The sequence below is a fragment of the Azospirillum endophyticum genome, from assembly GCF_016595245.1.
GTDB classification, from domain to species: domain Bacteria; phylum Pseudomonadota; class Alphaproteobacteria; order Azospirillales; family Azospirillaceae; genus Azospirillum; species Azospirillum endophyticum.
Genome location: NZ_JAENHM010000064.1, coordinates 1 through 24,176, shown reverse-complemented (window position 1 = coordinate 24,176; position 24,176 = coordinate 1). Strand labels below are relative to the sequence as shown.

At 65.6% G+C, this 24,176-nt stretch carries 24 protein-coding genes; 5 read left to right on the top strand and 19 right to left on the bottom strand.

The features are described from left to right. Positions 1-138 precede the first annotated feature (138 nt). On the top strand, positions 139-594 hold the full coding sequence (locus JHL17_RS24205) for a phasin family protein (RefSeq protein WP_200197125.1): 456 nt from the start codon (positions 139-141) through the stop codon (positions 592-594). A 178-nt stretch (positions 595-772) separates the two neighbouring features. Here JHL17_RS24205 and JHL17_RS24200 read toward each other — a convergent pair whose 3' ends face one another. After that, a complete protein-coding gene (locus tag JHL17_RS24200) occupies positions 773-1,171 on the bottom strand; it encodes a c-type cytochrome (protein WP_200197123.1) in 399 nt (132 codons plus the stop codon). Between the two features lie 192 nt (positions 1,172-1,363). Here JHL17_RS24200 and JHL17_RS24195 point away from each other — a divergent pair, with 192 nt between their 5' ends. After that, positions 1,364-2,236 carry a universal stress protein gene (locus JHL17_RS24195; RefSeq protein WP_200197121.1) on the top strand — a complete coding sequence of 291 codons (873 nt, stop codon included), beginning with the start codon at positions 1,364-1,366 and terminating at the stop codon, positions 2,234-2,236. Positions 2,237-2,406: 170 nt separating this feature from the next. Here JHL17_RS24195 and JHL17_RS24190 read toward each other — a convergent pair whose 3' ends face one another. The 6 genes from JHL17_RS24190 to hypA all read right to left on the bottom strand — a co-directional run bounded on the left by JHL17_RS24190 (position 2,407) and on the right by hypA (position 6,747). Then, entirely contained in the window at positions 2,407-3,294 is an 888-nt protein-coding gene (locus JHL17_RS24190; protein WP_200197118.1) for a universal stress protein, read from the bottom strand. A 201-nt stretch (positions 3,295-3,495) separates the two neighbouring features. Further along, a complete protein-coding gene (locus tag JHL17_RS24185) occupies positions 3,496-4,332 on the bottom strand; it encodes a Crp/Fnr family transcriptional regulator (protein WP_200197117.1) in 837 nt (278 codons plus the stop codon). A gap of 21 nt (positions 4,333-4,353) precedes the next feature. Next, on the bottom strand, positions 4,354-4,728 hold the full coding sequence (locus JHL17_RS24180) for a hypothetical protein (RefSeq protein WP_200197115.1): 375 nt from the start codon (positions 4,726-4,728) through the stop codon (positions 4,354-4,356). Between the two features lie 759 nt (positions 4,729-5,487). Continuing rightward, a complete protein-coding gene (locus tag JHL17_RS24175) occupies positions 5,488-6,057 on the bottom strand; it encodes a HupE/UreJ family protein (protein ID WP_200197113.1) in 570 nt (189 codons plus the stop codon). Positions 6,058-6,100: 43 nt separating this feature from the next. Next, positions 6,101-6,382 (bottom strand): HypC/HybG/HupF family hydrogenase formation chaperone, encoded by a 282-nt coding sequence (locus JHL17_RS24170; RefSeq protein ID WP_200197111.1) that lies wholly within the window; start codon positions 6,380-6,382, stop codon positions 6,101-6,103. Between the two features lie 23 nt (positions 6,383-6,405). Further along, the gene (gene hypA / locus JHL17_RS24165) at positions 6,406-6,747 is read right to left on the bottom strand and encodes a hydrogenase maturation nickel metallochaperone HypA (RefSeq protein ID WP_200197110.1); all 342 of its coding nucleotides are present in this window, start codon (positions 6,745-6,747) and stop codon (positions 6,406-6,408) included. 502 nt (positions 6,748-7,249) lie between these two features. Here hypA and fdhD point away from each other — a divergent pair. After that, complete coding sequence (gene fdhD, locus JHL17_RS24160) at positions 7,250-8,116, top strand: formate dehydrogenase accessory sulfurtransferase FdhD (RefSeq protein WP_200197108.1); 867 nt, start codon at positions 7,250-7,252, stop codon at positions 8,114-8,116. A gap of 75 nt (positions 8,117-8,191) precedes the next feature. Here the strand turns inward: fdhD and JHL17_RS24155 are convergent, their stop codons facing one another. The 12 genes from JHL17_RS24155 to JHL17_RS24100 all read right to left on the bottom strand — a co-directional run bounded on the left by JHL17_RS24155 (position 8,192) and on the right by JHL17_RS24100 (position 20,559). Next, the gene (locus JHL17_RS24155; protein WP_200197106.1) at positions 8,192-9,100 is read right to left on the bottom strand and encodes a formate/nitrite transporter family protein; all 909 of its coding nucleotides are present in this window, start codon (positions 9,098-9,100) and stop codon (positions 8,192-8,194) included. A gap of 71 nt (positions 9,101-9,171) precedes the next feature. Next, complete coding sequence (gene hycI, locus JHL17_RS24150) at positions 9,172-9,630, bottom strand: hydrogenase maturation peptidase HycI (RefSeq protein WP_200197105.1); 459 nt, start codon at positions 9,628-9,630, stop codon at positions 9,172-9,174. Then, a complete protein-coding gene (locus tag JHL17_RS24145; RefSeq protein ID WP_200197104.1) occupies positions 9,627-10,097 on the bottom strand; it encodes a formate hydrogenlyase maturation HycH family protein in 471 nt (156 codons plus the stop codon). The genes hycI and JHL17_RS24145 overlap by 4 nt, the downstream gene beginning before the upstream one ends. After that, a complete protein-coding gene (locus tag JHL17_RS24140; protein ID WP_200197103.1) occupies positions 10,094-10,912 on the bottom strand; it encodes an NADH-quinone oxidoreductase subunit B family protein in 819 nt (272 codons plus the stop codon). The genes JHL17_RS24145 and JHL17_RS24140 overlap by 4 nt, the downstream gene beginning before the upstream one ends. Next, positions 10,909-11,469 (bottom strand): formate hydrogenlyase complex iron-sulfur subunit, encoded by a 561-nt coding sequence (locus JHL17_RS24135; protein WP_200197102.1) that lies wholly within the window; start codon positions 11,467-11,469, stop codon positions 10,909-10,911. Before JHL17_RS24135 ends, JHL17_RS24140 begins: the two co-directional genes overlap by 4 nt. A 12-nt stretch (positions 11,470-11,481) precedes the next feature. Next, positions 11,482-13,197, bottom strand: coding sequence for a hydrogenase large subunit (locus JHL17_RS24130; protein ID WP_211113543.1), 1,716 nt, complete (start codon positions 13,195-13,197; stop codon positions 11,482-11,484). Further along, a complete protein-coding gene (locus JHL17_RS24125) occupies positions 13,194-14,834 on the bottom strand; it encodes a hydrogenase 4 subunit F (protein WP_247893785.1) in 1,641 nt (546 codons plus the stop codon). Before JHL17_RS24125 ends, JHL17_RS24130 begins: the two co-directional genes overlap by 4 nt. Before the next feature lie 5 nt (positions 14,835-14,839). Continuing rightward, positions 14,840-15,493 (bottom strand): hydrogenase 4 membrane subunit, encoded by a 654-nt coding sequence (gene hyfE, locus JHL17_RS24120; RefSeq protein ID WP_200197100.1) that lies wholly within the window; start codon positions 15,491-15,493, stop codon positions 14,840-14,842. Positions 15,494-15,507: 14 nt separating this feature from the next. Then, positions 15,508-16,971, bottom strand: coding sequence for a hydrogenase 4 subunit D (locus JHL17_RS24115; RefSeq protein ID WP_200197099.1), 1,464 nt, complete (start codon positions 16,969-16,971; stop codon positions 15,508-15,510). A 19-nt stretch (positions 16,972-16,990) separates the two neighbouring features. After that, positions 16,991-17,929 carry a respiratory chain complex I subunit 1 family protein gene (locus JHL17_RS24110; protein ID WP_200197098.1) on the bottom strand — a complete coding sequence of 313 codons (939 nt, stop codon included), beginning with the start codon at positions 17,927-17,929 and terminating at the stop codon, positions 16,991-16,993. A 12-nt stretch (positions 17,930-17,941) separates the two neighbouring features. After that, positions 17,942-19,969, bottom strand: coding sequence for a hydrogenase 4 subunit B (gene hyfB, locus JHL17_RS24105; protein ID WP_200197096.1), 2,028 nt, complete (start codon positions 19,967-19,969; stop codon positions 17,942-17,944). Further along, complete coding sequence (locus tag JHL17_RS24100) at positions 19,966-20,559, bottom strand: 4Fe-4S dicluster domain-containing protein (protein WP_200197094.1); 594 nt, start codon at positions 20,557-20,559, stop codon at positions 19,966-19,968. Before JHL17_RS24100 ends, hyfB begins: the two co-directional genes overlap by 4 nt. A gap of 549 nt (positions 20,560-21,108) precedes the next feature. On the opposite strand from JHL17_RS24100, the gene JHL17_RS24095 reads away from it, so the two are divergent. Further along, positions 21,109-21,654 (top strand): 4Fe-4S dicluster domain-containing protein, encoded by a 546-nt coding sequence (locus JHL17_RS24095; RefSeq protein WP_200197092.1) that lies wholly within the window; start codon positions 21,109-21,111, stop codon positions 21,652-21,654. Positions 21,655-21,921: 267 nt separating this feature from the next. Then, positions 21,922-24,081, top strand: a complete 2,160-nt coding sequence (gene fdhF / locus JHL17_RS24090) for a formate dehydrogenase subunit alpha (protein ID WP_247893784.1) — start codon at positions 21,922-21,924, stop codon at positions 24,079-24,081. Positions 24,082-24,176: the final 95 nt, after the last annotated feature.

The window sequence follows — 24,176 nt, the reverse complement described above, 5'->3', positions numbered from 1 at the left end:
GGAAGTATACCCGTCCGAATGCTCCATATCGCACTTAACCTGGATTAAGTGGAGGTGAAGAATCCGCCTTGTATAACTCTGGAAAAACAACCCGGCACGGTGGCGGGGGAGGAGTGGGGTGAATGAGGAGGATTATTGATGAGGAACCAAGCGGCAAGCACATATGCGTCCCCCCGATTGGCCAACGAGCTTTCGGCCTGGACTTCCGGCAACCTTGTGCAGAACACCTTTCTGCAGCGGACAGAAGCGATCTTGCGAATGCAGTCCAACTTGTTTGATGGCTTCGAAAGCCTGAGCCATAGCTGGCTGGAGCACCGGCAGGACGATATCCGCTCGGCATTGTCCGCCGTGGAGCGGATGGGAGCGATCGAGAATGCGGCGGAGCGGTCTTCGCTGTGGAACGAATGGCTGGCCGACCGCATGAAGCGTTGGTCCGAGGAGGCATCCGCCATGGTGGAGCAGGCGCAGAGCGTTTCGCGCACCATCGCCGACCAGACGTCCGCAACAGTCCAGCGGTCTTTGCAAGCGAAGGAAAGGCACGCAGATGGTGCAGGGGTGCGGCGGGACCGAAAGAGTGAGGAAACGAACAGTTGAAGCCCGAAGCCGCCGGAAGGAAAGATTCTCCATCGGCGGGGAAATAGATCGGGTCGCATAAAATCGGAATCGATTTGAAGCGTAAATCCGATCGAAAAAAAGGTCTGCTGCATGCTCTGCAGCATACATCGCAGGTCCGGGCCGGTTCGGCGATCCGCATCGGCCCGGACAATGGCGATTATTTCTCCTGGATCATCTGGATATAATAGATCAACTCCAGGATCTTTCCGCGCACCAGCTGCTCCGATCCCCAGGGCCAGAAGTCCTGAACCGACTCCGTCCTGAACACCTCTCCCCAAACCGGCATGTCGCGTGTTCCATGTGCCGCGACCATTTCGCGACCGTCGATCACCTTGTACAGGTATTCGAGCGGGAAGATGCCGTGGTTGCGCTCCCGGATCGTGGTCAGCGTCGCCGGCTTCCTGGTGAGGTAGCCGGCATAGGGGCCGTCGCCTTGCCCACCGGCGCCATGGCACACGGCGCAGTTCGCCAAGTACGACGATTGGCCGATCGGTTCCGCGGACTTTCCGGCGCGCGATTGCGCGAAGCCCGGCGAGCCTGTCATGGCGATGCCCATGGCGACGATACCGTAAGCGAAGAAGCGCCCTCCCGATAGGATAGATCCCATGAAACCCTCCATCGTCGGTTTGACGTTCAAGATGGCGGGAATGCGCCCCCTGGGCCTTAACCGGGATTAATGCCGGGTCATCCGCGACGTTGGATCTTGTGTTCGGGAACGCTCGGGTCCCGTCAGTCGGAAGGATGGACCATGTACCGCAAGATCCTTGTTCCTCTGTCCAATGCGGCCTTCGGCATGGCGGCAGCACTCGAGGCCGCCATTCACATCGGGCAGATGTTCGGTTCGCAGGTCGAGGTGCTCTATGCCCGGCCCAGTCCGCAGGCCCTGATCCTGGTGCTCGGAAAGGGCTTTGCCGGTACGATGCTGGAAAACGCCCTACGCGAGGTGCAGGCAAAGATTGGAAGGGATTGCGACGCGGCCCACGAGCGCATGCAACGGATTTGCGGCCAAACCGGCAGCCCCGCGGCTGAAGATGCAGCCTCTGGCCTCTGCCCCGCGGTGGTGTGGCATGAGGTGGAAGGGCCGGCCGACAGAATGGCCGGAATTGCCGGGCGCTTTGCCGACCTTATCGTGTTCGGCAAGCCGGAGACCGGCGATATGGCGGACAGCGTCTGGAGGTCGATGTTCGACGCGGCACTGTTCGCATCCGCACGTCCGGTGATCCTGATGCCGTCATCCTCCATACCGCGCATAGGATCCAAAATCATGATCGCCTGGAACGGGAGCCCGCAAGCAACCAGAGCGGTTGCGGCGGCACTTCCCCTGCTGCGCCAAGCACAAAGCGTTTTCATCGGAACCGCCGGGTTGGATGAGGACCTGCAAACGGATGCCGGACGTTTGAGAGACTATCTTCTGATTCACGGGGTGGATGCCCAGGTGGAGCATCTGCCGAAAAGCCTGCGTGAAACTGGCGGCGTCCTGCTCGGATTGCCGGCGCAATTCGAAGCCGATCTCCTTGTCCTCGGTGGGCATGGCCGCAACCGCCTGCGGGAATGGACGCTGGGAAGCACCACATCCCATGTGGTAGCCCTTGCCAATATCCCCGTATTCCTGATGCACTGACCTTATACCAACGGCTTCGATACTGAACTGTCAGGATCGAATGCTTCCGCGGCATGTGTCGCCGCCGCATCGGTCGACACGAACACCAGCGGTCATTGTCAATGACCGCTGGTATCACTTCATCTTGCGGCATCGATACCTTCGCTGACGGCGGCCGGGGGATGGCGTCATCAATGCGCCATCAGGACCGAACAGCCGAGCGCGGTTTCCAGTACGTAACGGGTGGCGCCGCCGAGAACCATTTCGCGGAACCGGCTATGTCCATAACCACCCATGACCAGCAGACCCGCACCAGTTTCTTTCGCCCGGTCGGCCAGCAATTCCCCGGTCGGGCGACCATCCTCGTGAAGCACGTCGACTGCGACCGAGATGCCATGCCATGCAAGGTGGTCGGAAAGATGTGTGATCATCGGCGCCGTGGGGCCGGTGACGGCGCTGCGCCCGGCGACCGTCAGCAGTGTGGCGGTCCGCGCACGCCGCAGGAGCGGCATGGCTCCGGCAATCGCCCTGGCCGCCTGTCGGCTGCCGTTCCAGGCGATCGCAACGGAAGAGAGCGCTTCGGCGTCCATGCCCGGCGCCGCCAGCAGGATCGGCTGACCGGTTTCGAACAAAGCCGTCTCCAGCCGCATGACATCGGGCGGAGTGTCGAAGGTCTGGGCGAACAGAATCAGGTCGGCGCATCGTCCGCGTTGGACGAGAGTGTCCTCGGACTGTCCCATCACCTCCCGCCATGTCGCGGTGATCGAACCGGACGCAACAGCGATCTCCGGATCCGGATAACCGACGCTGTGAACGCCGGCAGCGGTGATGGCCCTGTCGAAGCTGCGTCTGGCTTGCGACGCCCGTTCCTGATCGGCTTGCTCGGCTTCGCGGATCAAGCGCTCGAGCATTTCGGACGAGAAGCCTTCGGCAACCAGCGGAATCGCGATCCGCGGGTCTGGCCGGATATGCAGGGCATCCACATGCCCATGGAACAGCTTGGCGATGGTGAAGGCTGCGTTCAGCGCCCGCTCATCCGTGGCGGCGCCATCGAGCGGAACCAGAATATGCTTGATCATGAACCGTCTCCAGCTGCGGAGGGTTGGTTCCCCACCGTCGCGCGGTGGGCGGACGGCGACCTTGATCCAGATTAAAGCCCGGTGCTTTTACTATGAAAGGCGCCAGCGTATCGGCTCGTCGGCGCTGCAATGATCGAGGGCCGGGCTCCGATCGCTGCCGCGGGCAGATGGGACACAGGCGGATCCTCTTGGTCGACAGGGTCATGTCGATCCGACATGCGATCCAATATGGACCGAGCTTGGACACCGGTCGGACATCCTGCGCCAAGCAGCCTCGCTCCACGCTTCAGGCCCCAACCGCGGGTTCGGTGTCGGGGTCGGGAAATCGGATTCTCGTGATCCGCTCATCTCCGCGAGTTCGGCCAACCGCGACCAGTCCATAATGCGCAGGCGGCCCTTCATGAAACTCAGCAAACCGACGGCGCGCATCTCCTTCAATGTTCGGCAGACATGGACCGATGTGAGGCCGGTGGCATCGGCGATCAGTGTCTGGGTAATGGGGAGTGCGAACTCTTCCTCACCGGTGCCGAAGGCACGGTTCTGACGCTGGCAAAGCGCGAGGAGAAGGCGGGCGATCCGCTCGGTTGCGTTGCAGGTGCCAAGCCCTCCCAACAGGCGCCAGTCGGAGATTGTCTCTGCCGCAAGAAGCGATGCCATCCGCAAAGCCAGTTCTGGCGCGGACTGACAGAGGCGGATCAACGACTGCCGCGGTATCGGACAAACCGTGAGGTCCGTCAATGCTTCCGTCGTGCAGGGCATGAAGCCGTCGGCGGTCGTTTCGAACCCAACCATGCTCCCCGGCATGGCGAAGCGAAGCACCTGGCGACGCCCGTTCTCATGGAAGGTCGAGGCGACCGCCCAACCACGGCGGATGATGAACACCGTCTCGCTCGCATCCCCTTCGGCGAAGACGCACCCCCCGGCCTGCACCTGCCAAAGCGGGTGCTTGATGTTGCCCAGCGCGATGAGGTGCGCATCCGAAGCACTGGCGCACAAACCGTCGCGCCGGACCGGGCAGGATTGGCATTCTGGCCGCATGGGAAGCCTTTCTCACAAATCTCAATGCCTTGGATTGCTTCGGTTCGTGGGAAGCAGTTGGGCCTGCGCAAGGGAGTCCATCAGGGCCGAAACGATGATGTGGCTGCCGAGCGGTCCGTCAGACGCCTCTTGGGCCGCATCGAGATATCCGTCGAGACGACAGGCGACCGTGAGCTTTACAGCGACGCCGAGCGGGGTTTGAGCAGGGGTGCTGATGAGCGATCGCAACAACCACTTCCTTTGAACCGCTTCGCCGTCTTCAGCGTCTTGATAGTATTTGTGCAGCAGCAGGAGAGCGTGGTCGCTGTGCGTCCCACTCGCGAGTGCGGCAACAGCGAAATCCAAAAGCTCTGCGTAGAGCGTTTCGCTTCTTGAAAAGCCATGCGGTGACGACATGGTCATCTCCAAGGGACCGTCAAATTCTGGCGGCGATGTTGGGAAAACTCGTTCAGCAACGAGGTTCGCACCATCATAGTCGATGGCGATTTGATATGGATCAATTTTGCGTGAACCCCTACCAATGGGACAAAAGAAACTTCAAATAAATGGAGCAGGGTTCAAGAACCTACCCCTGAATTCAATCAGGGTTGGGTCGGCATGGCTTCCGTGTCGATTGGGCGCCAATCATGTCCGGTGAGGTGGTGTCGGGCGATTGGGGTAATTCGCCCGTCATGACGATTCCAATGAACTGGAACGTGTTTTAAGCCAACGGCTTTTGGTCCTGTCCAGTCAGGATCAAAAGCTCGAGCGGCATGTGCCGCCGCCGCACCAATCGGCGCGGCTACCAGGCGGCATTTGATTTTATTGGGAAATAATCATTTCGTCAGGAGCGGCCGGCATGTTCGGTAAACGCCAAGTCAGGCCCCCGCCATCACCGACACCGAACGCCCCGGCTCGAAAGAGCCGAAGCGTTGGTATATCCCGTCGCTGCGCATCCGGGCAGCGCTCGCGCGGATCGCCAAGCCATGGATCGACCGGCCAAGCAAATCGGCGTTCAGGCAGCCCCGGTGCAGGACATCGTCAGCGCGTTGATCCCGGTGGTGAACCCCGATCGATCTTGAGCACCGATGCAGGCCGGGCAGGTCGATCGAACGGCCAACGGCGTCCCGGGAGTCCGTGCCCAGGCAGCGGACTCCCGGCTCCCCGTTCCTCCCATCAGCAGCGATTTGACGGTGCCGTCGATTCCGGTTCGCGGAATGCGAGCAGCCGACGCGGAAGATGGCGAGCAAGACCCAGGGCGATGCCGGTGCCGTGCAGCATCGCGGTGGAGAGAACGAAGCCCAGGCCGTAGAGGAGCGGGTCCGCGGTCTGCGGCATCTCGGTGCCGTGGGCATGGCCGTGCAGGACGGCGAAGGCCCCGACCAGGATCGCGGCGGCGGCGACCGGCACCCGCCGGTTCAGCAGCACCAGCAGCCCGAGCACCGCCACCGAGGCGGCGATGCCGGCTTCGACCGCCGGCAGTTCGATGCCGGACATGCCGAGCACGGCACCGCCGGACAGCATGGTGATGAAGGCCGTCGGCAACAGCCAGATCGCACGGCCGCCATTCTGCGCCGCCCAGACGCCGACCGCGAGCATGGTCAGCAGATGGTCGATGCCGGTCAGCGGGTGAAGCACCCCCTGAAGGAACATCGCGTCGCCGGCATGGCCGGTATGGGCGGCGGCCGGCAGGGCCAGCGTCGCCGCCAGAACGCCGACGAGGCCGGCGGATAGCAATCTGTTCATCGGAACGATCTCCTGTGGGGTTCGGCCGACCATGTCGCCCAAGTCAGGCGAGCAGGGAGGCCTTCAAGTGCCCTTTCCCGTCCTCCGCCTCGTCGATCTGGCGAAGCAGGTCGAGGGTGACCCGGGCGTCGACTTCCTCGATGCGGGAAAGAGCGAAGCCCAGATGGACCAGGACCCACTGCCCGATCTGTTTGGACAGCGCTTCGCCCGGTTCGGCGATGCAGGAGAGGTCGACCTCCCGCCTTTCGCCCAGGATGTCGGCGATGGCGAGCATGCGCCCGGCATCGGCGATGGCGACGATCCTGGCCGGCACTCCAAGGCACATGGCAGGGCTCCTTCCCGCAGCGGTCACGCCACTTCCAGTTCGACCAGGGTCAGGTCTTCGCCGCCGCGCGGGGACAGGCGCAAGCCGCCGCAGGCCGGGCAGGGGGCGAGCCGCGTCGGAACCTGCCGCTCGCGGGCACAGTCCTCGCACCAGACCAGACCGGGCGGCTGGTCGATGTCGACCGTCGCCTCCTCGGCCAATGTATCGCGCCTGACCACGTCGAAGGCGAAGCGGAGAGCGTCGGGATCGACGCAGGCGAACCGCCCGACCGCCAGCCGGATCCGCGTGACCCGATGGAAGGCGTGGCGCCGCGATTCCTCCTGTAGCAACTCGAGCAGGCGCTCGCACAATGAAAGCTCATGCATCGTCCTTCTCCGCTATGGGAGCCGGCAGGCCCGATCCGACAGCACCGGATCCGTGCCGATCGACCGATCATGGCCGGATCGATCAAGCTCTGGGCACGTTATCGTCATGAAGACGGAGAGGACGGGTCGAGGACCTGTCGCCCAACCGACCGCGTGTTCCGGCAGTTCCCAAGAACTATCACCACTGCATGCATGTTGCAAACCTCTATTCGGAAATTTACCTGGGGACTATCGATCTGAACTGGTTGATAATAGATTTATATGAACCGATAAGCGGTTCCTATTTGATGACCGCCGATGAATATTTACGGTGAGCCGGAATGTCGCATGTCGTTCGGTAGCGGTCGGGTGCAGAGTCGGGCAGCGGACGCCTGCCTGACCTTGCCGCCGGGATCAATGCTCCAGGACCGGCTGCACCGACGGTACGCCGTGACGGACCGTCCGGCCGGCGCCCGCGCCTTACCATCCGCAATGTCGCCACAGCCAGGGTTTCGGCCTCATCATGGAACATGCAACCGCCCGTGCGGCCCCGCTCTCCACTCCGCTTTCCCTGGCTCACCCGCTGTCCCGCCGCGGGACCCGGCTGGTGCGGGCGACCGTCTGCACCGGATCGGGCGTCGACATCCGCGAGGAGAAGATCGTCGACGAGCTGCCGGTCGGGCTGCTTTATGCCGACGATCTCTTCGCCGTCATGCTGGCGACGCCCACCGACCTGGAGGATTTCGCCACCGGTTTTTCCCTCAGCGAGGGGATCGTCGGCAGTGCCGACGAACTGGCCGTCACCGCCATCGACGAGCTGGCGGACGGTGTCCGCATCCGCATGCAGCTGCCGGTGGAACGGCTTGCCGCCCTGCTGCGCCGCAAGCGCAACCTGATGGGCGGGTCGGGCTGCGGCCGTTGCGGCACCGACAGTTTCGCGGAAACCCTGAGGCCGCTCGATCCGGTCCGCTCCACCGCCCGTATCGCGCCGGACGCGATTGGCCGCGCCATGACGGCGTTGCCGTCGGGACAGAGCCTGAACCGGGAGACCGGGGCGGTCCATGCCGCGGGCTTCGCCGGGCCCGACGGCGAACTGGTGGCGGTGCGCGAGGATGTCGGCCGGCACAACGCGCTCGACAAGCTGATCGGGGCGCTCGCCCGCGCGCGGATCGACCCCAGCGGCGGCTTCGTCGTGGTGTCGAGCCGCTGCTCCTTCGAGATGGTCCATAAGACGGCTGCCGCCGGCATCCCGCTGATCGCCGCCATCTCCGCCCCGACCTCGTTGTGCGTCAGCTTCGCCGAGACGGTTGGGGTGGGGGTCGTCGCCTTCGTGCGTGACGGCCGTCTCACCGTCTATGCCGTCCCGTCGCGGGTCGCGATGCCCGTTTGAGCCGCATCTGAGCCAGAAAGCCCGCGGGCCGGCTCATCGCCGTTCCGCGGGCTTTCCTTTGCCGGTGCGTTCCTTTCAGTGCGTCGCCGCCGGCTGCCCGACCGACGGCAGCGGCTTGTGCATCGGCAGCGGGGTCAAGCCGCCCAGCCCCTTGCGGTAGATCAGCCAATAGATGCCGCCGACGAACACCGAGCCGCCGACGATGTTGCCCAGCGTGGCGAACAGCAGGTTGTGCAGGATGCCGCCCGCCGTGATCATCGACACGTCCAGCCCGGCCGGCACATGGCCCGTCACCTTCAGCAGATAGGCCAGCGGCAGGAAATACAGGTTGGCGATGCAGTGTTCGAACCCGGCGGCGACGAAGGCGGCGACCGGCAGGGTCAGCGCCACGATCTTGTCGGTCACCGTGCGGCCGGCATAGGCGAGCCATACCGCCAGGCAGACCAGCAGGTTGCACAGGATGCCCTTGAAGAAGATCGTCACCGCGTCGGGTGCGATCTTGCCGATGGCGAGCTTCAGGACGGCGGCGCCGACCGCACCGTTGTTCATCTCGGTGTGGTGCGACAGGAAGATCAGGAAGACGAGGCCCATCGCCCCGACCGCATTGCCGATCCAGATCGTCGCCCAGTTGCGAAGGACCTGCGCCGTGCTGATCTGGCCGTTGGCCCGTGCCATCACGATCAGGCAATTGCCGGTGAACAGCTCCGCCCCGCCGACCATGACGATGGCGAGGCCGAGCGAGAAGACCAGCCCCCCCAATATCCGCTGGACCGCGAAGCTGAGCGCGGGGTCGGCCAGCACGATGACGAAGAACATGCCGCCCAACCCGATGCCGCCGCCGGCGACCACCGCCAGCATGAAGCTGGGCAGGAAGGGCATCGTCGCCTTTTTCACCCCCAGCTTTTCAACCTTGTCCTGGATCTCGGCGGGCGAGTAGGCGTCCATGCCGAGAACCGGGGTGTCTTTCGATGCAGGATCACCCATGGCGAATTTCCTCCACCTGTCTTGAAGTGCGTGTCTTGCGTTGCCTCGACTGCCGGACCAAACCGGTCCGTTCAGCCCACCGTCTCGTAGGCCTCGAACCCCTCGCCGCGGACCAGCCGGTCGTGAACGGCCTCCACCGAGCTGCGGACGGTGGTGGTGACCGGAGCGAAGAAGCTGGTGTCCTGCGGCTGGATACCGAGGAACAGGATCTCCGGTATGGTCTCGCGCAGGCTGTCGATCAGGAAGTTGAGCGGGATGGCGTGGGTGGTGACCATGAACTGCTCGGCGACGCTGTCCTGCTCGATCAGGCGGACTTCGCCCGGCGGCAGTTCCATGTCGGCGGCATCGACGATCAGCACCCGGTGCGGCGCCAGCGCGCGGATATGGTGGGTGTGGTTTTCCGGGACATCTTCGCCGTCCACCACGGTCCAGCCGGGGGCCGGCCGCTCGTCGAGCAGCTGGGCCAGCAGCGGGCCGGCTCCGTCATCGCCGCGCAGGACATTGCCAACCGTGAATACGACATCGGTCATGACAGCCGTCTCCCCATCAGATAAATCGCAGGCTCGCGCCGGATCGCGTCCAGGGCCGTGCGCAGCCGGTCGAGCCACGCCGCCACGTCGGGCGGAGCATTCGGCAGCGCCGCATCGACGGCCGTCGTCAGCAGCCGGACGTGGGTGCTGTCCACCGTGATCTCGCCGAAGCGCAGCAGGCCGGACAGTTTGCGGTGCGCCTCGTCACTGTCTTTCAGCGCGTCGAGAACGCGATCGAACACCGCGGTGGTGCAGCGGAAGGCCGGCTTGAAGCAGTCGAACACGCCGATGTGATGCCCGATGGCCAGCGAATAATAGACCACCTGCTTCGCATCTTCGGGAATGTCCTCCTTCCGCTCCAGCACCTTGGCGTTCAGCTGGTAGAACACCACCTCCGGCGTCGCGCCCCGGCCGGCGCGCAGGCCGGGGATTGAGCCGGGATCGGCGGCTTGTGCGAGGGTGCTCATGGCGTTTCTCCCCTGGGCGCCTCTCCCCGGATGGCCTGCTGCACCACCTCGGCCAGATGGCCGATGATCTCGGCACGGCGCGGGTCGCGCTCCTCGGCGATGGCTTCCATCATGCATTCGAGCAGGGTGAAGGAGCCGGGCGTGTGGGCCCGTCCTTCCAGCAGGGCCATGAACTCCTCGGCGATGTCGCGGCCCTGGCGGTAGCCGGCCATGCGCCGTGCCTCGCGCTCCAGCCGGACGCGGAGCGCGTAGGGGATGTCGGGATGGGGCAGGGCGGCGGTTTCCCCGGCGGCCTCGACATGGGTCTCGGCCTTCAGCTTCTGTTCCAGCAGCCCCAGCGCCACGGCGAAGCCGTGGATGGTCGCGGCCGGCGTCGGCGGGCAGCCGGGAATGTAGACATCGACCGGCACGATGTTGTCGGTGCCGCCCCACACGCAGTAGAGGTCGTGGAAGATGCCGCCGGTACAGCCGCAGGCGCCGTAGGACACCACGATCTTGGGGTCGGGGGCCGCCTCATAGGCGCGCAGCCCCGGCATCCGCATGGCGCGGGTCACGGCGCCGGTGAACAGCAGGATGTCGGCATGGCGGGGCGAGGCCACCACCTTGATGCCGAAGCGCTCGGCGTCGAACACCGGGGTGATGGACGAGAAGATCTCGATCTCGCAGCCGTTGCAGCCACCGCAATCGACGCGATAGACGTAGGCGGAGCGCTGGATGTTCTTCAGCAGCGCCTTCTTCATCGCGGCGATGTGCTCGCTGGTGGAGACCGGCGACATCTCCGCCACCAGGGTCTTGGGGTCTAGCGGGACGTTCATGGCGTGGTCTCCAGTTCCTGAGTCATCTGCCGAGCGATCCCCATGTCGGCGATGTGGTGGACATCCTGGGCGCGCTTGCAGGCCGGGCAGGTCGAGGCGGTCAGGCGCAGCCGGTCCGCTTCCTCCGCACTGCGGGCCGACTGGCTCAGCAGGCGGGCGACGTAGTCGACCTCCTTGGCCGGGGCGAAGGGTTTGCCGCAGCAGGCGCAGTCGGCCAGCGTGAAGACGGCCTTGCGCGTCAGGTCGGCCTTGCTGCCGACCGCCAGTTCGAAATCGTCGGACAGGCGGATGGCGCTGGTCGGGCAGGATTCCTCGCAGCGGCCGCAGAAGACGCAGCGCCCGTAATCGATCGACCAGGTGCGGCTGCCGGCGGCGGTGTCGGTCTCCATCCCGATGGCGTTGGCCGGACAGGCGACGGTGCAGGCCGCGCAGGCGATGCAGTCCTCCGCCTTGTGTTCCGGCTTGCCGCGGAAGTCCTTGCAGACCGGCATCGGGGCGAAGGGGTATTTGACCGTCGCCTCGCCCGTGCGGAAGATTTCCTTGAGTAGCTTGAGCATCTCTGGCCCCCGTCACTTCAGCGGTGAATCCGTGCGTTCGCGGCAGTAGCGCTCCATCTCCTTGTAGGCGATGGTCTTGGAGCGCTTCTTGCGGACGTCCACCACGGTCACACGGTCGGTGCAGGAATAGCAGGGGTCGATGCTGCCCACGATCAGCGGGGCGTCCGACACCGTATTGCCGCGCAGCATGTAGCGCAGCACCGGCCAGTTGTTGTAGGTCGAGGCGCGGCAGCGCCAGCGGTAGAGTTTCTGGTTGTCGCCGGTCATCGACCAGTGGATGTCCTCGCCGCGCGGCGCCTCGGTGAAGCCCAGCGCGAATTTGTGCGGGACATAGGTGAAATCCTCGGTCAGCACCGGACCGGCGGGCGCCTTGTCCAGCAGCTGTTCGATGATCCACAGGCTGTCGAAGAACTCCGCCACCCGGACCAGCGTGCGGGACAGCACGTCGCAGCCCTGTTCGACATGGACCGGCATGTCGAGCAGCTTGTAGCCGCCGAAGGCATGGTCGGCGCGGGTGTCGCGGCGATGGCCGCTGCCGCGCACCACCGGCCCGACCGGGCTGTAGTCGCGGGCGATCTGCGGGTCGAGCCGGCCGACGCCCTTGACGCGGCCGCTGACGTTGGCGGTGGACAGCAGCACGTCGACCAGCCGGGTCACGTCGTCGCGCAGCTCGGCGACCAGTTCGCGGGTCCTGGCCTGCTGGTCGCCCAGGATGTCGCGGCGCACGCCGCCGATCAGGTTCAGCGCATAGGTCTTGCGGGCGCCGGTCAGCAGCTCCGCCAGCGTCATCGCCTTCTCGCGCACGCGGAAGAACTGCATGAAGCCGGTGTCGAAGCCGATGAAATGGCAGACGAGGCCGAGGTTCAGCAGATGGCTGTGCATCCGCTCCGTCTCCAGCAGGATGGAGCGGATGGCCTGGGCCCGCGGCGGCACCGTTATGCCCAGCGCATTCTCCACCGAGTTGGCATAGGCGACGCTGTGGGCGTAGCCGCAGATGCCGCAGACGCGGTCGGCCAGGAAGGTGACGTCATTGTAGCCCATCCGCGTCTCGGCCACCTTCTCCATGCCGCGGTGGACGTAGAACATGCGGTAATCGGCGTCGATGATGTCCTCGCCGTCGACGAACAGGCGGAAATGGCCGGGCTCGTCCGACGTGATGTGCAGCGGACCCAGCGGGACGACGCGGGTTTCCTGCTTGGCCTCGTTGATGAACTGGTAGGTCTCGTCGTCGGCGGTCGGTGCCGGCCGCAGCCGGTAATCCATTGAATCCTTGCGCAGCGGATAGAGCTCGTCCGGCCAGTCGTCGGGCAGGACGAGGCGGCGTTCGTCGGGCAGACCGACCGGGCGCAGGCCGAACATGTCGCGCACCTCGCGCTCGCCCCAGACGCAAGCCGGAACCCGCCGGGTGACGGAGGGGTATTCCAGCGTGTCGGCCGGCACCTCGCAGCGCACCACCACATGGCACTTGTCTGCGCCTTCCATGGACAGGACATAGTAGACGGCGTAGGCGCCATTCAGCGGCCGTTCGTCGTTGCCGACGACCACCGACAGCCAGCCATTGTGGTCGTAATAGAGGCTGGCGACGACATCGGGCAGCGAGACGGGCTTGACCGTGATGGTGACCTGGGCCTCGGTCTGCCAGGATTCATCGAGGATCGCATGGGGCAGGCTCTCGCGCAGGGAGGCGATGGTGCCGCTCCCGACCCGGACCGGAGTGATGAGGTTCATTTGGAAATCTCCGTCTGCGAGAGGCTGCCGGTTACCAGGGAACCGCCGGCGCGGGCCGTGTCGTATTTCGGCTTGTCGTATGTCTGCCAGGGGGCGGCCACCACCGGGCGGCTGTCACCGTTCATCACCACCGCGGTCGCCTGCTGCACCAGATTGGACAGCGGCTGCGGCACGGCGAAGCCCAGTATCAGCACAAGCACCGCCAGCACGCCCAGCGGGGCCAGCGCCCTCCAGCCGACGTCACCCTTGGCCATCGTCTCCGGGCTCTTGCCCAGCACGCTGTCGGCGACGATCTTCACCAGACCGGCGATGGTGATGCACAGGAACAGCGCGCACAGCGCCATGATCCAGCCATAGCCTTCGTTCAGCCCGGCCATGAAGACCATGAATTCGCTGACGAAGATGTTGAAGGGCGGGAAGCCGGCCAGCGCCAGGGCGCAGCCCATCATCAGCAGGCCGGTGGCCGGGGCCACCCGCAGCACGCCCTTCACCGCCCGCAGGTCGCGGGTGCCGTATTTCATCAGGACATTGCCGGCGCTGCAGAAGAACAGGGCCTTGGTGACGCTGTGGTTGATGGCGTGCAGCAGGGCGGCGGCGATGCCGAGCGGCCCGCCGACGCCGAGCGCCACGACGATCAGCCCGACATTCTCGATGCTGGAATAGGCCAGCTTGCGCTTCAGATCCTGCTGCACGAAGAACAGCAGGGACGAGACGCCGACCGACAGCAGGCCCAGCGTCAGCAGCAGCATCTGCGGGAAGCCGGTGCCCACCGTGCCGACGGTGATGACGTAGAAGCGGATGACGATCAGCAGCGCGCATTTCAGCAGCACGCCCGACAGCAGGCCCGACACCGGGCTCGGCGCCTCGGAATGGGCATCGGGCAGCCAGGCATGCATCGGGAAGATGCCGGCCTTGGTGCCGAAGCCGATCAGGGCGAAGACGAAGGCCAGCTTGACCAGCATCGGGTCCAGTTCGGCGGCATGGCCGACCAGGGCCGTCCACAGCACCGCCTGATGCGGGTCGGCCAGCACGTCGGCGGCGTTGGCGAAGACCAGCACCGTGCCGTAGAGGCCGAAGGCGACGCCGACCGTGCAGATGATCACGTATTTCCAGGCGGCCTCCAGCGAGGATTTCTGCCCGTACAGCCCGACCAGGAAGGCGGATCCCAGCGTCGTCGCCTCGATGGCCGCCCACATCATGATGATGTTGTTGGCGGTGACCGCCAGCAGCATGGTGAACAGGAACAGGCTGAAGAAGCCGTAGTAGATCCGGACCTTGCCGGCGTCGATGGCGCCGGACTCCAGGTCGTGGCGGATGTAGGCGATGGAATAGAGGCCGGTCATCAGGCCGACCACGCCGATCAGCATCATGAAGACGGCGCCGAGCGCGTCGACGAACAGCCAGTCGCCGAAGGCGGAAATGGCGCCGTTCGACAGCACCTGGATCAGCGCCGCGATGCTCAGCAGGAAGACATAGCCGATGGAGCCCAGATGGATGCGCTCCAGCAGCGTCACGCCGCCATGGTCGGTCGCGAGGGCTTCGGGCAGGGACTCCCGGAACCAGGGCAGGGTCAGCAGGAACACCGCCACCGCCAGCGGACCGATCAGCAGAAGTGGGGGAAGGATCGAGGATACCATGGCGGTCATCCCTTCAGGCTCGTGAGCTGGCGCGCGTCGAGCGTGTGCAGCGTGTCGAAGATCCGCGATCCCAGCGCCGCCATCACCACCACCGCGAAGATGGCGTCGGTGGCGATGCCGATCTCCACCAGCTCCGGCGCGTTGGGGGCCAGCAGGGCCAGGGTCAGGTGCGACCCGTTCTCCATCAGGCAATAGCCGAACACCTGCTTCAGGATGTTCCGCTGCGCCACGATGCAGGCGAGCCCGATGAAGAACAGGGCGAGCGACACCGCCAGTGCCGGCTTGATGGCATCCGCCGCCGGCAGCGTCACCTTGGACGCCACGACGAAGCAGAGGATGAGGGCGACGGCGGCGCCGACGATGGACAGCGCCGTCGGCATCACCGCCCCCGTGCCGATGGCCGGGTCGCTCAGCCGGCGGAAGGCGCGGACCATGATGGCCGGGACCAGGATCACCTTGGTCAGCAGCGCGGTGAAGGACCAGAGATACAGCTCGCCCGACCCGGTGGCCCCTGCCAGCGCCACGAACAGCATCACCAGGATGAAGCTCTGCAGCGCGTAGAAGCGGGCGGAGTTGGCCGGATTGCCGGCGAGCGTGACCAGAAGGGAGCTGACGATCAGCAGGCCCGACAGGCCGTTGACGATGAGAAATCCGTTCATGACCGTTCCCTCCCTCAGCCGAGCCACGAGGCGGCGATGGAGCTTGAGACCAATGTCATCGCCACCAGGGCCACCAGCACGAACTTCATGCCGGCCGGCAGAGGGGCCGCCGCGGCCATCGTGGCGGATGGTTTGCCGGGCACCGAATGGCCCAGCCATTTCAGGAACCAGGCGAAAGAGCCGACCGATTCCGCCAGCGCGATGACGACCAGCAGCATCAGAGCCCAATGATGCGCCCCGACCTCGAACCCGCCGGCGAAGATGGCGAACTTGCTGAAGAAGCCGTTGAAGGGCGGCACGCCGGTGATCGCCAGGGCGGCGCAGACGAAGGCGACGCCGAGCAGCGGCGATTTGGTGACGATGCCGCGCAACGACGGCAGCAGCCGGGTGCCGGCGGTGTAGCTCAGCGCGCCGGCGACCAGGAAGAACAGCGTCTTGGCGAAGGCGTGATTGAAGATGTGGGCGATGGCGCCCTTGAAGGCGAGGTCGGAGCCGAAGACCGACAGCGACAGCGCCAGCAGAATGTAGGCCAGCTGCGTGATGGTCGAATAGGCCAGCAGGCGCTTCAGGTCGACCTGCGGCAGATACATGAAGAAGCCGTAGACCAGCGTCAGAACCGCCATGATCGAACCGACCCAGCCGACGATCTCCGGCGCGCCGCCGGCCGACATCAGCCCGCGGGCGAAGATGTAGACGCCGACCTTCACCATCGAGGCCGCATGCAGGTAGGCGCTGACCGGGGTCGGGGCCTCCATGGCGTCGGGCAGCCACATGTGGAAGGGCAGCTGGGCCGACTTGCCCCAGGCCGCCACCAGGATCGCCAGCAGCACCACCGCCTTCATCCCCGGCGCCAGATCGGCGATGGCGGTCAGGGCGAAGGTGCCGGTCGACAGGAACAGCAGCGCCGCCGCGACATAGAGGCCGAGCGAGGCGACATGGGTGACCAGCAGCGCCTTGGCCGCCGAGCGCAGGGCCTTGGGCGATTCGTAATAGCCGATCAGGGCCCAGGAGCAGGCGCCCGTCAGCTCGAAGAAGGCGAGCTGGCCGACGACGGTGGAGCTGAACACCAGCCCGGTCATGGCGCCGATGAACACCAGCAGGAAGGCGTAGTAGCGCCGCCGGCCGATGTCTGGATGCTCGCGGTTGCCGGCATTCAGGTAGGCGGCGGAATAGATCGCCACCAGGAGGCCGATGGAAATCACCGCCAGCGCGATCAGCACGCTGACGCTGTCCACCACCAGCCCGAGGATCGAGACCGATCCGAAGGAGATCAGTTCATAGGTGCCGCCGATCTTGCCGTCGCCGAGCAGCGACATGGCGAGGATGGCGATCACCGCGACGGTGGCGGCCGCAAAGCCCTGGCACAGCCATTTGGCCGATGCCCGTTCCGATGCCGCGATTGCCGCCGCACCGCCGAAGGGGACGAGGATGGCGGCCAGCGCCAACAGCCCGAGCGGTTCCGTGGGGAGTGTTATCATGATGCTGCCCCTCGCCGGCTCACAGGCCGACCAGATAGAAGACGAAGGCGAGCGAGGCGGCGCCGACCCCGACCCAGCTGTGCTGGGGGGTCAGGCGGAAGCGGACGCGCGCGACGCTGTTCTCGACCACGCCGACCGCGGCGAAGATCAGGACCAGCTTGATGGCGAAGGCGACCAGCCCGAACAGCAGCCCGAAGAACGTCATCCCGGACGCGCTGCCGAAGGGCAGGAAGACGCCGACGAACCAGGCGACGACGACCGTCTGCTTCAGCGCCATCGCCCATTTGATCAGCGCCAGCGACGGGCCGGAATATTCGGTCAGCGGGCCTTCCTGCAACTCCTGCTCCGCCTCCGCCATGTCGTAGGGCAGCTTGCCCAGCTCGATGTAGATGGCGTAGGCGAAGGACAGGGCGGCGACGATGGTTGCGGTGGCCGAGTGGACATGGCCGTCGGCGATGGCGGTGCCGATGGCGCCGAGGTTGGTCGAGCCGGCCAGCAGGGCCGCCACGAACAGCGACAGCAGCATCACCGGCTCCACCAGCACGCCCATGGTCAGCTCGCGGCTGCCGCCGATGCCGGAGAAGGAACTGCCGCTGTCGATGCCGGACAGCGAGAAGAAGAAGCGGGCGAGCGCGAACAGGTAGATGATGGTGATCAGGTCGCCGATGGGCGCCACCGGCGTGAAGCGGGTCAGCATCGGGATGCCCATGGCGATGACCAGCACCGTTGTCAGCATCACCGCCGGCATCGCCCGGAAGGCGAAGCCGCTGTCCGGCGGGGTCAGGTCCTGGCGGGTCATCAGCTTGGCGATGTCTCGATAATCCTGCAGCAGGCCCGGCCCGTGGCGGGTGTGCAGCTTCGCCCGGATCATGCGCGACAGGCCGGAGACCAGCGGTGCCGCGGCAAGCAGGAGGAGCGCCTGGAACAGTCCCAGGATCAGGTGTGAGAAGGTCAGCATGGCGTCCTCCCGTCAGACGGCCAGCGCCAGCAGCGCGATGAGCGCCGCGACGATGTAGAGGCAGTAGATGCGGAAATCGCCGGCCTGGATGACCTGCAGCCACTTGCCGCTGGCATCGACGGCGCCGGCGATCGGGGCGATGACGCTGCGGTCGGCCAGCGGTTCGGTGCGCCGCGCCAGCGTGACCACCCGCTCGAAGCCCAGCGCGATGCCGGTCCAGCGCCCGGCGATCGCGCGGCGCATGGTATAGAGCGGGGCGAAGAACATGCGGATCGGCTGGGCGAAGCTGCCGGCGCTGGCGGGCATGTGATGGTCCGGCAGATAGCCGGCCGCCCAGGGGGCCGCCACCTTGCGGTCGCCGCCGCGCTTGGCGGCGAAGGCCGCCTTCAGCGCGATGGGCAGGAAGGCCATGGCGATCAGCAGGATGGCGATCAGCGGGGTGGACAGCGTCGCCTGCTGGGCGTCGCCCGGCAGCAGGGTGGTGCCGACCGCCAGCGTGACCGGAGCGGTGCCGATGGTCGCCGCCGCGATGCGGCCCATCACCGGCGCCACCAGCGGAGCCAGCAGGCCGAGCGCGACGCAGGCGACGGCCAGCACCGCCATGCCGGCGACCATCGCGGCCGGCGCCTCGCGCGCCTCCTCCGCGTGACGGCTGCGCGGCGCACCGGCGAACATGATGCCGTAGGCCTTGACGAAGCACATCACCGCCAGCGCGCCGGTCAGCGCCAGCATGACGGCGGCGATGGGAGCGGCGAACTTCACCAGCGGGGTGCCGTCCAGCGCCGCGGCGAACAGCGCCTGGTAGGTGTACCATTCCGACACGAAGCCGTTCAGCGGCGGGATCGCCGAGATCGCCAGCGCGCCGACCAGGAAGGACAGGGCGGTCCAGGGCATGCTGCGGGCCAGCCCGCCCATCTCCTCCATGTCCTTGGTGTGCATGCGGAAGATGGTGGACCCGGCGCCGAGGAACAGCAGGCCCTTGAACACCGCATGGTTCAGCAGGTGATAGAGGCCGGCCATCAGCCCCAGCACCGCCAGCACCGGCTGGTGCAGCGCCATGCCGATCATGCCGGTGCCGACGCCCAGCAGGATGATGCCGATATTCTCGACCGAGTGGTAGGCGAGCAGCTTCTTGATGTCGTGCTCGGCCAGGGCATAGACGACGCCCAGCACCGACGACACCGCGCCGAAGGCCAGCACCAGCAGGCCCCAGCCCAGCATCGCCGGCCCGGCGCTGGCGCCCAGCAGGTCGATGCCGACCTTGACGATGCCGAAGACGCCGATCTTGATCATCACGCCCGACATCAGCGCCGAGGCGTGCGACGGGGCGGCCGGATGGGCGCGCGGCAGCCAGATGTGCAGCGGGATCATTCCGGCCTTGGCACCGAAGCCGGCGAAGGCCAGCAGGAAGGCGACGCTGTCCAGCGGGGCCGGCAGCGGATGGGCGCGGAAGGCGGCGAAATCGAAGCTGCCGGCCTGGTTCGCCATCAGGAAGAAGGCGGCCATGATCAGCACCGAGCCGCCATGGGCGACCAGGAAATAGAGGAAGCCGGCGCCCACCGCCTCGTCGTCCTGGTCGAAGATGACCAGGAAATAGGAGGCCAGCGACATCATCTCGAAGAAGATGAGGAACCAGAAGGCGTTGTCGGCCGCCACCACCAGCATCATCGAGGCGATGAAGGCGTTCATGAAGAAGCCCATCGCCCCGACGCCGCGCCCGGCATATTCGCGCACATAGGCGAAGCCGTAGATCCAGGCGACCAGCGACAAGAGCGAGATGACCGCGATCATCAGGCCGGCCAGCGGGTCGAGCCGCAGGACGAAATGGGCGAAGGGGTAGGGGCCGGCGGCGTCGAGCACGGCCGGCTGGCCGGCGCCGATGGCCGTCAGCCCGGCGCCGAGCCCGGCGAGCGCCGCGGCGATGCCGACGCCGCTGCCGCCAAGACGGATGTCCCCCTCCCGATGTTTCAGGAGGAGGCAGAGGATGGCGCCGCCGCAGGACAGCAGCAGCGACATGATGAGCAGGGAGAGTGGAATCATGGGTCCAGCCCCTCCAGCGAGGCGAGCGGCGTTTCAGGACTGACCGGTGCCGCCGCGGCCAGCGTGCGCTTGACGGCGGCAGCCTGGCGGATGGCATCGGCGTCGGCCGCGTAAAGGGCGGCGGTCGGGCACACGCGCACGCAGGCCGGGCCGTCGCCGGAGAAAGCGCAGAGATCGCATTTCACCGCCACGCTGCGGACGCCGATCTCCCAGGTCAGCAGCGGATCGAGCGCCGCCGAATGGCTGGGCGTCGCGACGGCGATCCCGGCAACCCCGGCGATGCCGGTGCCGCTTGGCGTGATGGCACCGAAGGGGCAGGCCAGCGCGCACATCTTGCAGCCGATGCAGGTCTGCTCGTTCAGCAGGATGGCATCGGCCCCGAAGGTGATGGCGTTGACCGGACAGACGCGGGCACAGGGCGCGTCCTCGCACTGGTGGCAGAGGACGGGGCCGGTGTCGTCGCCGGTCCGCATGACGGTCAGCCGGGGATGCGCCTGCAGCCCCTGTTTCTTATGTGCCTCGGTGCAGGCCGCCATGCAGGTGTTGCACCCGATGCACTTTCTCGGTTCCGAGATAACGAAGCGATTCATGTCCAGGCCTCCGGCTTCCCGGGCGGGTGCGTCGTATCGGCCGATCAGGGTGTTCTTTGAAAAGTCCCGATAAGAAAACCTGATCGACCAATAGGAAGACAGTATTGGCTCGCGCACACCCCTGCGCCGCCTGTTGTCACGGGCGGTGCAGCAGAAGGAGAGCCAGCTGTTGCGAATCTTTGTCAAAATGGCGGTCTTGATTTTGGATCGCCGTTGACTTCGCCACGCTATTCCTCCCGATGATGCGATGTCAACTAGACACATAAAAAAAGTGGGTATAAGGTCGGCGACACGAAGACAGGGAGTGTGAAGACGGTTTGACTGTCAAATCGCCCCCGATGAACTCCGATAAGAAAGAGAATTTACTCGATAGGATCGGCTTATCGGCGGCGATTACTTTTAAAGATCGAGCGATAAGTGATTTCTATCGGACGTGAAGCCACCGGTGCCCGATGCGGCCAACCGGCGCGCAACGCCAGGGAACAGTGAAGCGATGCCGGGGCGGATCCGTTCGACGGCTTCCTCCGGCTGCCAACAAGGACGACGGGAATGAACAGATTCGTCACTGCCAACCCGAGCAAGTGCATCGGCTGCCGCACATGCGAGGTCGCCTGTGCGCTTGCCCATTCCGAGGGAGCCGGCGTCGAAGGACTGGCGCCGGAGACCTTCAAACCGCGCATCCGCATGGTGAAGACGGCCGACGTCAGCACCGCGGTGATGTGCCACCATTGCGAGGACGCGCCCTGCGTCAACGCCTGCCCGAACAACGCCATCGTCTACCGCCAGCACAGCGTGCAGGTGGAGCAGGAGCGCTGCCTGGGCTGCAAGAACTGCGTGCTGGCCTGCCCGTTCGGCGTCATGGACGTGGTGACGGTGCCGGCGGTGCGGCAATTCGCCGGCATGACGCTCAGCCTGGGCGTCAAGGCGCAGGCGCACAAATGCGACCTGTGCATCGAGCGTGGCGATGCCGGCCCGGCCTGCGTGTCGGTCTGCCCGACCAGCGCCCTGACCCTGATGGACCGGGAGGCGATGGACGAGACCCTGCGCCGCCGGCGCGAGCGCGCCGCCCTGGAAGCCGCCGAAGTCGCGGCCTGAGAGCCTATCGGTTTGCAGGGGATACTTTCCCGTCGTCATCCCCGCGAAGGCGGGGATCCAGGAAACTCCGCAGGCAAGTGGCTGAGCCGACTGGATTCCCGCCTTCGCGGGAATGACGCCTGGGAGAGGTGCAGCCTGGGGGTTGCCATGGTGACCCAAGTGGCCGGCGTCTTCCTGGCAGACCCTTGCGAACCCTGATTCCCATCACTGCGGCTGACGCACAGCCGGCACAATCGAACGAAGATCGAGGTCGAGATGGAAAAGCATATGGCGGTCTGCCCGTATTGCGGTACGGGCTGCAAACTGAATCTGCTGGTCGAGGGTGGGAAGGTCGTCGGTGCCGAACCCCTGAACGGCGTCACCAACGAGGGAGAACTCTGCCTCAAGGGGTATTTCGGCTACGACTTCATCAACGACACCAAGATCCTGACGCCGCGGCTGCGCAACCCGATGCTGCGTCGCAGCCGCGATGCCGCCTTCGAGGCGGTGTCGTGGGACGAGGCGATCCAGTACGCGGCGAAGAAGCTCGGCGAGATCAAGGCCAAATACGGCCCCGATTCGATCATGACCACCGGCTCGTCGCGCGGCACCGGCAACGAGACCAACTATGTGATGCAGAAATTCACCCGCGCGGTCCTCGGCACCAACAATGTCGACAACTGCGCGCGCGTCTGCCACGGCCCGTCGGTCGCCGGATTGCAGGTGACGCTGGGCAACGGTGCCATGAGCAACTCGATCCCCGAGATCGAGAACACCAAATGCGTCCTGGTCTTTGGCTACAACGTCGCCGACAGCCATCCGGTGATCGCCAAGCGCATCATCAGGGCCAAGGAGCGCGGCGCCAAGGTCATCGTCTGCGATCCGCGCAAGATCGAGACGGCGCGGCTGGCCGATCTGTGGCTGCCGCTGAACAACGGTTCCAACATGGCGCTGGTCAACGCCTTCGCCAATGTCCTGATCAATGAAGGGCTCTACGACAAGGAGTATGTCGCCAATTACACGGAGGGCTTCGACGAGTACAGGAAGATCGTCGAAAAATACACGCCCGAATACGCCGAGGCGATCACCGGCCTGCCCGCCGCCGACATCCGCGAAGCGATGCGCATCTATGCCGCCGCTCCCTCCGCCACCATCCTGTGGGGCATGGGCGTCACCCAGTGGGGCCAGGGCGTCGACGTGGTGAAGGGCCTGTCGGGGCTGGCGCTGCTGACCGGCAATCTCGGACGTCCGAATGTCGGCGTCGGCCCGGTGCGTGGCCAGAACAACGTGCAGGGCAGCTGCGACATGGGCGTGCTGCCGACCGAATTCCCGGGCTACCAGATGGTCACCGATCCGGAGATTCGCGCCAAGTTCGCCAAGGCCTGGGGCGTCGAGTCGCTGCCCGACCAGATCGGCTACCGCCTGACCGACGTGCCGCATCTGGCGGAAACCGGCAAGTTGAAGGCGATGTATGTGATGGGCGAGGATCCGGCCCAGACCGAGCCGGACCTGGCGCAGGTGCGCAAGGGCTTCGAGGCGATGGAGTTCGTCATCGTCCAGGACATCTTCATGACCAAGACGGCGATGTTCGCCGACCTGATCCTGCCGGCGACCTCCTGGGGCGAGCATGAGGGCGTGTTCAGCGCCGCCGACCGCAGCTTCCAGCGCTTCACCAAGGCGGTGGACGCCAAGGGCGACGTCAAGCACGACTGGGAGATCATCAGCCTGCTCGCCACGGCGATGGGCTATCCCATGCACTACGACAACACCAAGCAGATCTGGGACGAGCTGCGCGAGCTTTGCCCGATCTTCTACGGCGCCACCTACGAGAAGATGGAGGGACTGGGCGCCGTGCCGTGGCCCTGCCGCGACCTCGACTCGGCCGGATCCAAATATCTCTACGAGGGCAACGTCTTCCAGCGGCCGGGCGGCAAGGGCCTGCTGTTCGCCACCGAATGGCGTCCGCCGCATGACAAGCTGACCGAGGAGTTCCCGCTGATCCTCTGCACGGTGCGCGAGGTCGGCCATTACTCCTGCCGCTCGATGACCGGCAACTGCGCCGCCCTGCAGACGCTGGCCGACGAGCCCGGCTATGTCACCATCAACCCGAAGGACGCCAAAGCCCTGGGGATCCGCGACCAGGAACTGGTCTGGGTGTCGTCGCGCCGCGGCAAGGTGATCAGCCGGGCCAGCGTCACCGACCGCACCAACAAGGGGGCCGTCTACATGACCTACCAGTGGTGGATCGGCGCCTGCAACGAGCTGACCATCCACGCCGTCGATCCCATCGCCAAGACGCCGGAATACAAATACGCCGCCGTCCGGGTCGAGGCGATCGCCGATCAGGTCTGGGCCGAGAACCACGTCCAGCAGGAATACGCGAAACTGAAGGGCGGTCTCAGCAATGCGGTGACCGGTGCGGCGAAGAAGGCTCCGGCCTACGCGTGAGGTTTGGGGAACGGCACCTTACTCCCTCTCCCCTCCGGGGCTAATCTATCAACACAAGTACTGTGCGAGGGCAGCGCCCTCGCACAGGGTTGAGA

Coding starts and splice junctions, on each gene's coding strand:
- JHL17_RS24205 (WP_200197125.1), top strand. CDS start 139: ATGAGGAACCAAGCGGCAAGCACATATGCGTCCCCCCGATTGGCCAAC.
- JHL17_RS24200 (WP_200197123.1), bottom strand. CDS start 1,171: ATGGGCATCGCCATGACAGGCTCGCCGGGCTTCGCGCAATCGCGCGCC.
- JHL17_RS24195 (WP_200197121.1), top strand. CDS start 1,364: ATGTACCGCAAGATCCTTGTTCCTCTGTCCAATGCGGCCTTCGGCATG.
- JHL17_RS24190 (WP_200197118.1), bottom strand. CDS start 3,294: ATGATCAAGCATATTCTGGTTCCGCTCGATGGCGCCGCCACGGATGAG.
- JHL17_RS24185 (WP_200197117.1), bottom strand. CDS start 4,332: ATGCGGCCAGAATGCCAATCCTGCCCGGTCCGGCGCGACGGTTTGTGC.
- JHL17_RS24180 (WP_200197115.1), bottom strand. CDS start 4,728: ATGTCGTCACCGCATGGCTTTTCAAGAAGCGAAACGCTCTACGCAGAG.
- JHL17_RS24175 (WP_200197113.1), bottom strand. CDS start 6,057: ATGAACAGATTGCTATCCGCCGGCCTCGTCGGCGTTCTGGCGGCGACG.
- JHL17_RS24170 (WP_200197111.1), bottom strand. CDS start 6,382: ATGTGCCTTGGAGTGCCGGCCAGGATCGTCGCCATCGCCGATGCCGGG.
- hypA (WP_200197110.1), bottom strand. CDS start 6,747: ATGCATGAGCTTTCATTGTGCGAGCGCCTGCTCGAGTTGCTACAGGAG.
- fdhD (WP_200197108.1), top strand. CDS start 7,250: ATGGAACATGCAACCGCCCGTGCGGCCCCGCTCTCCACTCCGCTTTCC.
- JHL17_RS24155 (WP_200197106.1), bottom strand. CDS start 9,100: ATGGGTGATCCTGCATCGAAAGACACCCCGGTTCTCGGCATGGACGCC.
- hycI (WP_200197105.1), bottom strand. CDS start 9,630: ATGACCGATGTCGTATTCACGGTTGGCAATGTCCTGCGCGGCGATGAC.
- JHL17_RS24145 (WP_200197104.1), bottom strand. CDS start 10,097: ATGAGCACCCTCGCACAAGCCGCCGATCCCGGCTCAATCCCCGGCCTG.
- JHL17_RS24140 (WP_200197103.1), bottom strand. CDS start 10,912: ATGAACGTCCCGCTAGACCCCAAGACCCTGGTGGCGGAGATGTCGCCG.
- JHL17_RS24135 (WP_200197102.1), bottom strand. CDS start 11,469: ATGCTCAAGCTACTCAAGGAAATCTTCCGCACGGGCGAGGCGACGGTC.
- JHL17_RS24130 (WP_211113543.1), bottom strand. CDS start 13,197: ATGAACCTCATCACTCCGGTCCGGGTCGGGAGCGGCACCATCGCCTCC.
- JHL17_RS24125 (WP_247893785.1), bottom strand. CDS start 14,834: ATGGTATCCTCGATCCTTCCCCCACTTCTGCTGATCGGTCCGCTGGCG.
- hyfE (WP_200197100.1), bottom strand. CDS start 15,493: ATGAACGGATTTCTCATCGTCAACGGCCTGTCGGGCCTGCTGATCGTC.
- JHL17_RS24115 (WP_200197099.1), bottom strand. CDS start 16,971: ATGATAACACTCCCCACGGAACCGCTCGGGCTGTTGGCGCTGGCCGCC.
- JHL17_RS24110 (WP_200197098.1), bottom strand. CDS start 17,929: ATGCTGACCTTCTCACACCTGATCCTGGGACTGTTCCAGGCGCTCCTC.
- hyfB (WP_200197096.1), bottom strand. CDS start 19,969: ATGATTCCACTCTCCCTGCTCATCATGTCGCTGCTGCTGTCCTGCGGC.
- JHL17_RS24100 (WP_200197094.1), bottom strand. CDS start 20,559: ATGAATCGCTTCGTTATCTCGGAACCGAGAAAGTGCATCGGGTGCAAC.
- JHL17_RS24095 (WP_200197092.1), top strand. CDS start 21,109: ATGAACAGATTCGTCACTGCCAACCCGAGCAAGTGCATCGGCTGCCGC.
- fdhF (WP_247893784.1), top strand. CDS start 21,922: ATGGCGGTCTGCCCGTATTGCGGTACGGGCTGCAAACTGAATCTGCTG.